The following is a 7,182-nucleotide window of genomic DNA, read 5'->3' on the forward strand; positions in this document are numbered from 1 at the left end:
CTCACGCAGAGGGTGAGTGCGGGCGATAGGACAGCAGCCAATGCTCCAGCTGTGCCGGGAGCATTGGCCGCGCGAACAGGAAGCCCTGTTTCTCGTCCACGCCGACCTCGTCGAGGAAGTGGTTTTCGCTCTCGGTCTCCACCCCTTCGGCGATCACCCGGAAGGTCAGCGCCTCCGCCGCTGCGACGATCGCGCGCACCAGCGATTGCGAAACCGGGTTGAAATTCACCCCGCGCACAAAGCTTTTATCCAGCTTGATGGCGTCCAGCGGAATGCGTGCCAGCTGCGCCAGCGACGAATAGCCGGTGCCAAAGTCGTCGAGATGCACCTGTGCACCTAGCTCGCGCAGCCGGGTGATCAGCACGCGCGCGCGGTTTTCGTCTTCGATCAGGCTGCTTTCGGTCAGCTCGAAGTCCAGCAGGCAAGGAGCCATGCGGTGGCGGCGCAGCACGCCGAGCAGATCGTTGACGATGCTGTCGTCGGCCAGCTGACGGGCGGAGAGGTTGACCGCCACCCGCAGATTCAATCCTTGCTCTTGCCACTGTGCCGCCTGGCCGGCGGCGGTCTGCAATACCCATTGGCCCAGCGGGCCGATCAGACCGGACTCCTCGGCGTAGGAGATAAATTGCAGCGGCGGGATCAGGCCGCGCTCCGGCGAATCCCAACGCACCAGGGCTTCCACGCTGTGCACTTCGCCGCTGCGCGCGTCGATTTTAGGCTGGTAATACAGCACCAGCTGATTTTGCTCCAGCCCTTTGCGCAGGTTGGTGTCCAACCACATGTATTCGGCGACGCGTTTGTTCATCTCCGGCGAGAAGACGGTATAGGTGCGTTTGCCGTGCTCCTTGGCGACGTACATGGCGGTGTCGGCGCTGCGGATCAGGCTGTCGAGATCGTTGCCGTGCTCCGGGCACAGCGCGATGCCGATCGAACAGCCGGTATACACTTCGATCAGGCCGATGCGGAAAGGCGTTTTCAGCCGATCGATGATGCGTTGCGCCAGCGTTTGCAGGCGCTCGCGATCGGTCTGCGGCGCCAGCACCAAGAATTCGTCGCCGCCGAGGCGGGCGAGCACCTGGTCCGGGCTCAGGCAACCGAGGATCGCCAGCGAGACTTCGACCAGCAGCCGATCGCCAAACATATGGCCATAGGCGTCGTTGACCTTTTTGAAGTTGTCGAGATCGAGGTACACCAGGCCGAAGCTCTCTTCGCCGCGCGTCGCGATGGCCTGATTGATCTTGTCCTGGATGGCGTTGCGGTTCGGCAGACCGGTGATGAGATCGGTATTGGCCAGCACCCGCAGCCGCTCCTGTGCGCGGCGCTCTTCGGTGATGTCGGTGCCGGAGCAGATCAGATACACCTCGTTCTTGCCGCTGCCGCTGTGCACGAACTTGTTACGGAACAGAAACAGCCGTTCGCCCTTGACCGTCTTTACCCAGCGCTCTACCTCATACGAAGAGCCGTTGCGGAAGAAGCCGGCGATGTTGCGCCGTGAGGCGGCGGCCTCTTCCTGGCTCATAAACAGCTGGAAAACGTTTTTGCCTATCACCTCGTGTTCCTGCAGACCGGTGTACTCCTCGCACAGCCGATTGAAACGCTGAATGCGGCCATGTTGATCGACGATCACGATCACCGAGTTGGCTTCGGACACCACCTGCTCGGCGAAGGACAGCCCGTGCACCAGGTCGCGCGCTACGGACTTGGTGTCGCTGAAGGCCGACGCGGTGCCCGCCCATTCGAGGTTGTTGACGCGGCGCCCCACCAGATGCAGGTGCAGCGGTTCACCGGCCAGCGTGATGGCAAGCTCAAGGCTGGCGGTTACACCGGTCATACGGCGAATTTTCGCCGCCTGCATGGCGCTGAGCGCCACCGCAACGTGGGCTTTACCCTTAACGGCGGACAGTTCCAGGGCATTGCTGTCAAACGCCAGCCGCCAGTAGGGACTCTGGGTGCCGAAGTGGGCGTTAAGAAGCTCAGGGCCTTGGTCTGCGGACATGATAATTCCTCAAAAGAGCACGGGCGGCCGGTTAGCACGATGAACCGGCGGCAGCCTGATGGCCCGAAGGTGGTCGCCGTGCGCGTCTCTGCATCATATAACAGGTTTTCACAGGCGGAACGGGTGATGGAAACTATTATATAAGCAATGATTAGTTTTGCGGTGTAAACGTCACCCGGCGACCGACTGCCTTAAAGTGTAGGAGGAGAACATCGGGTCGTGCGAAGTTTGTACAGGCTCCCCCCGCTATCGAAAATCGGTTGATGTAAGGTTGCCGTGGACGCGAGTAAATTATAACGGTGAGGGCGAAGCCGAAAAATAACTCCACGGAGGTGAATGTTCGCCGGGAAATTAAAATTTCCATCGAATAAACGTCATCTTCATAGTTTTCTCATAATTGGTGAATAAACCCGTTACGGGTTTTAAAAAGTTTACACACCCTCGCATTACTTGAATTTTATCAGCCTATTATTATCTCCGACGACCGAATGAGCCTGTTAACGTACAGCGCTCCTGATGAAGAAAAACTTTTAAGGAAATGATTATGCGTAAATTGACGGCTTTATTTATCGCTTCCACGCTGGCCCTGGGTTCCGCTTCCGCGGCGTTCGCCGCCGACACGACGGCGGCACCGGCGGCGGATGCGGCACCGATGAAAATGATGCATCACAAGGGTGAAGGCAAGGGCGGCCCGTTCGCCGGTCTGAACCTGACTGAGCAGCAGCGCCAGCAAATGCGCGATATCATGAAAGAATCGCACCAGAAACGCGGGCCGGGCATGAAAGAGGAGCGCCAGGCGCTGCATAATTTGGTCGCTTCCGACAGCTTCGACGAAGCGAAGGCGAAAGCGCAAATTGACACTATCAGCAAAGCGCAATCCGAGCGCATGCTGGAGCGCGCCAAGGCGGAAAATAAGATGTATAACCTGCTGACTCCTGAGCAGAAAAAACAATACAATGAGAATTATCAGAAACGCGAGCAAAAGATGATGGACCATATGGATAAAATGAAAGGGCAGATGCCTGCCGGTCAGTAATATACGCTTGCGGTAAATAAAAAAGGGCCAGACGAATCGTCTGGCCCTTTTTTTGCTTGGCGTTATTACCGGTAAGTTTTCTATCGAGTGGTAATCATACCTCGCCGGCGATTTGTCGGAACTGTTTGGCGATGAGCTGTGCAAAACGCGGGTCATTAATATGGTAAGGCGTTTTTATCAGCCGCCGTTTGGCGGTGGGCCGCACTGTCTCCTCCAGCGTTTGCGTAAAGGCGGCCAAGGCGGCTGGATCCCAGAATGGTTGATCGGGCGAATCTAGGGCGGACACGCCGCCCGCAGGGATCACAAAGCGAATTTCGCCTGCACAGGCATTGATTTTCTCGCCAATCCAACGCCCGAGCAACGCGTTTTCCCGCGCGTTGGTGCGCACCAACGTCACTTGCGGATTATGCGGGTGGCGCAGGCGGTCAGCGTAACGATCGGGTACCGTGTCCGGCGCGCCGAAATTAATCATGTCGATCGCGCCACAAGAGAGCACGCACGGGATGCCGGTACGCGCGATGGCGCCGAAACGATCCGCATTGCAGGGCAGTACGCCGCCGAACAGGTAGTCGGCCACTTCGGTGGTGGTCACATCGATGGCACCGTGCAACTGCCGGCTGTCGATCAATTTTTCCAGCGCTCTGCCGCCGCTGCCGGTGGCGTGAAACGTCAGGCAATCCCATTGCGGTTCAAGGTCGGTGACCACAGCCTGAATGCAGGGCGTGGTGACGCCAAACATCGTCAGGCCGATCGCGGGTCTGTCTTCGTGATGATCGGCAGTGGCGAAGCGTATGGCGCCGGCTATCTGGCGCGCCGCGTTGCCAAGCACCCGCCGTGAAATGCGATTCAGGCCGGCGAGATCGGTCACCGAGTACAGCATGCTAATGTCGCTGGCGCCGACATAGGCGGAAACGTCTCCCGCCGCCATGCTCGAGACCATCAATTTTGGCAGGCCGATTGGCAGCTGCTGCATCGCCGGCGCGATGATGGCGGTGCCGCTGGAGCCTCCCAGGCCAAGCAGGGCGGCGATATCGCGGCGCGTCAGGATAAAACGTTCGAAAGCGGTCGCCATAGCGGCGATCGCCTGGCCGCGGCGGGCGCAGAAGACTGCGTCTGCACCCGCCGGATGATGGCGGGCGACCTCCTCGGGGCTGATATCGGCCGGGGAGCCAAATGGCAAGTGACGGGGGGAGAGATCGACGGTTCGGGTGGGTAAATCCAGGGCAGCGAGCAGCCGCCGCACGTACTCCAACTCTTGTCCTTTGGTATCTGCTGTGGTAGCAATATAGACAAAATTTGAAGTATCATTCATGGTGTTTTTATGGGTTAATCTATTTTGTGGTTTTAAATTATGGCTTTATGATTTTATGTAAGGCCCTGGTGTTGGCAATTCAATTAAATTGATTAATGTATTTATATAATGAGACGGCAGTATCATTTTTGCAAGGGCAGTTCAATGCAGAATGGGACGCTGGTCTCATTTTTGAGCTTTTCCACGTGGCCGGCGCTTTGCCGCCAGCCTGTCAGCAGGTGCGCATCCCCTGGCGCGCAAGCGTGTGCAGATGCATGAGGTAGATGTGCCGATAAACGCCTTTCCCGCCCCGTCCGAGCCTTCTCTGACTTCTGCCCGGGCGAAGACCCGTCGCTTGCTGCTGGCCAGCGCGATGGCGCTGTATGACGAAGGGGTGTTTCCTTCGATCACCGAGCTGGCAGCGCATGCGCAGGTATCACGTGCGACCGCTTACCGCTACTTCCCGACCCAAAGCGCGCTGATTGCCGCGGTGGTGGCGGAAAGCCTGGGGCCGATCCTGGAATGGCGCCCGCAGGATGATGATGCCCTGAAGCGCATTCAGCAGTTGCTGACCTTCGCCTATCCTCAGATGGAGCGGCATGAGGGGGCGTTGCGCGCGGCGTTGCAACTCTCTTTGCAGCAGTGGGCGAACGCGACGCCGGGCGAAAAATTCGTGCGCGGCAACCGCAAGCGCCTGCTGACGCTGGCGGTAGAACCGTTGCAGGGTAAACTGCCGCCTAATGCGATTCAGAGAGTGATTCATGCTTTCTCGCTGATTTATGGTTCCGAGGTGTTCCTGGTACTGAAAGATATCTGGGGACTGGAGCTTGAGGGGATCCAGGATGTCACGCAATGGATGGCCAAAGCCATCATTCGCCAGGCGGAAGAGGATGCGATGAACAGCAAAAAAACATCAGCAGGATAATCCAATTTTTGCCGATGTCTGCATGAAAAATCAGCATAATTCACTGAGTGAATATTGGAAAAAGTTATAATTAAAAGTGATAAAAGGCGCCTGTTAAGTACTTTTCAGGCGGCTGTGGCTCTGCGTTAAAATTTAACTAACGTTATATTTATCATATTATTAACCCGTCTTTCGTCCGCTTGCCTACGCCGTTTCGGCCCAGGGCAATGTCATTGCCTCTTCTTATCAAATCGCCCCTGATTCACCCGTGAAACTTTCTCTCCTCCAGCTTGACCGCCCGGTGACACATTAAGCGCACTTGAGATTGTTGTGCTTTATTTATTTGGTGTTACCAAACTGTTACACAAAAAATCTTATAAAAATTTGCAAACAACAACGGACGGTATCTGGGATGGAGAAGAAACATCAAGGAGTCAAACCCGCTCGGGCGGCCTTCGGCTGGCCTGATATTGGGGTTCATCACGCGCAATGGAGCGCGATGCTGATCTGCCTGACGGCGATCGGCGGAGCGCAGGCCGCCACCTATATAGAGAACGGCAAAGCGGGCGATCCGGCCAGCTGGCGCAGCAGCGAGTTCAACGCGGAATGGGGGCTGGGGGCGATCCACGCCGACCAGGCCTACGCCGCCGGTTATACCGGAAAAGGCATCAAGCTTGGCATTTTCGATCAGCCGGTTTACGCCAAACACCCCGAGTTCACCGGTCAGGATAAGGTGATCAATGTGGTCACCAAAGGCGTTCGCGAATACACCGATCTCTATATTCCGGTGAAAAAAGGCGATGACTTCCGCTATGACGGTACGCCCAGCACCGATTCCAGCGGCAAACTAGGGTCGCACGGCACCCACGTGGGCGGCATCGCCGCCGGCAGCCGCGACGGCGGCGCCATGCACGGCGTGGCGTTCAACGCGCAGATCATCAGTGCTGAAAACGGCGACCCCGGCCCGGAGGACGGCATCATTCTCGGTAATGACGGCGCGGTATACCAGGCCGGCTGGAAAGAACTGGTGGCCAGCGGCGCACGCATTATCAACAACAGTTGGGGCATAGGCATCACGGATAAGTTTGCGCTGGGGGGTAAGGATCCCGCGTATCCTCATTTCACGCTCGACGATGCGCAAAAACAGTTCGATCAGATCAAAGTGATCCTCGGCACTAATCCCGGCGGCGCCTATCAGGGCGCGATCGACGCGGCGCGCAGCGGCGTGGTCACTATCTTCGCCGCCGGTAACGATTACAACCTGAATAACCCGGACGCCATGGCCGGTCTGGCCTATTTCGTGCCGGATATCGCGCCGAACTGGCTGTCGGTCGCCAGCCTGCAGGATCCGACCAATACCGGCGATTACAGCATCAGCACCTTCTCTTCCCGCTGCGGTTATACCGCCGGTTTCTGCGTCGCCGCGCCGGGCAGCAAAATTTACAGCTCGGTGATCGTGGGTACCGGTGTGGACAACCTCACCACGGGCTATGCCAATAAAAGCGGTACCTCGATGGCGGCACCACACGTGGCCGGCAGCATCGCGGTGCTGATGGAGCGCTTCCCGTATCTGAATGGCGCGCAGGTGGCGGATGTGCTGAAAACCACCGCCACCGATATGGGCGCGCCGGGCATCGACGCGCTCTACGGCTGGGGAATGATCAACCTGGGCAAAGCCATCAACGGCCCGGGCATGCTGGTTACCGAACAGGACATTCCCGAAGAGTTCCGCGTCAGCGGCGCCTACGGTTCGTCACAGTTTGTGGTGGATCTACCGGGCGTCGGCGCCGTGCTGGACAAAGGCAAGCCGACCGAGCGCGTCTGTAGCGATAAGCTTTGCGGCCTCGACTCTTGGAGCAACGACATCTCCGGCCACGGCGGCCTGACCAAAGAAGGGGTGGGCACGCTGGTGCTGACCGGTGCCAACACCTATTCCGGCCCGACGTGGGTCAACC

The 7,182-nt window shown here is 58.0% G+C and carries 5 protein-coding genes; 3 read left to right on the plus strand and 2 right to left on the minus strand.

The window, feature by feature from the left end; translation table 11 throughout:
- Nucleotide 1: 1 nt before the first annotated feature.
- A complete protein-coding gene (gene pdeR / locus BHU62_RS23080) occupies nt 2-1,996 on the minus strand; it encodes a cyclic di-GMP phosphodiesterase (protein WP_073534737.1) in 1,995 nt (664 codons plus the stop codon).
- Nucleotides 1,997-2,540: 544 nt separating this feature from the next.
- Between pdeR and spy the strand changes: the two genes are divergently transcribed.
- Complete coding sequence (gene spy, locus BHU62_RS23085; RefSeq protein WP_073534738.1) at nt 2,541-3,032, plus strand: ATP-independent periplasmic protein-refolding chaperone Spy; 492 nt, start codon at nt 2,541-2,543, stop codon at nt 3,030-3,032.
- Nucleotides 3,033-3,126: 94 nt separating this feature from the next.
- Here spy and BHU62_RS23090 read toward each other — a convergent pair whose 3' ends face one another.
- Nucleotides 3,127-4,344, minus strand: a complete 1,218-nt coding sequence (locus BHU62_RS23090; RefSeq protein WP_073534739.1) for a Tm-1-like ATP-binding domain-containing protein — start codon at nt 4,342-4,344, stop codon at nt 3,127-3,129.
- 250 nt (nt 4,345-4,594) lie between these two features.
- On the opposite strand from BHU62_RS23090, the gene BHU62_RS23095 reads away from it, so the two are divergent.
- Both BHU62_RS23095 and BHU62_RS23100 read left to right on the plus strand, forming a co-directional pair.
- Nucleotides 4,595-5,248: a TetR/AcrR family transcriptional regulator gene (locus BHU62_RS23095; protein ID WP_073534740.1), complete on the plus strand. Its 654-nt coding sequence runs from the start codon at nt 4,595-4,597 to the stop codon at nt 5,246-5,248.
- A 478-nt stretch (nt 5,249-5,726) separates the two neighbouring features.
- On the plus strand, nt 5,727-7,182 hold a 1,456-nt coding region (locus BHU62_RS23100), incomplete at its 3' end, for a S8 family serine peptidase (protein WP_236720714.1).

Source organism: Serratia marcescens (genome assembly GCF_001902635.1).
Lineage (GTDB): Bacteria > Pseudomonadota > Gammaproteobacteria > Enterobacterales > Enterobacteriaceae > Serratia > Serratia marcescens_F.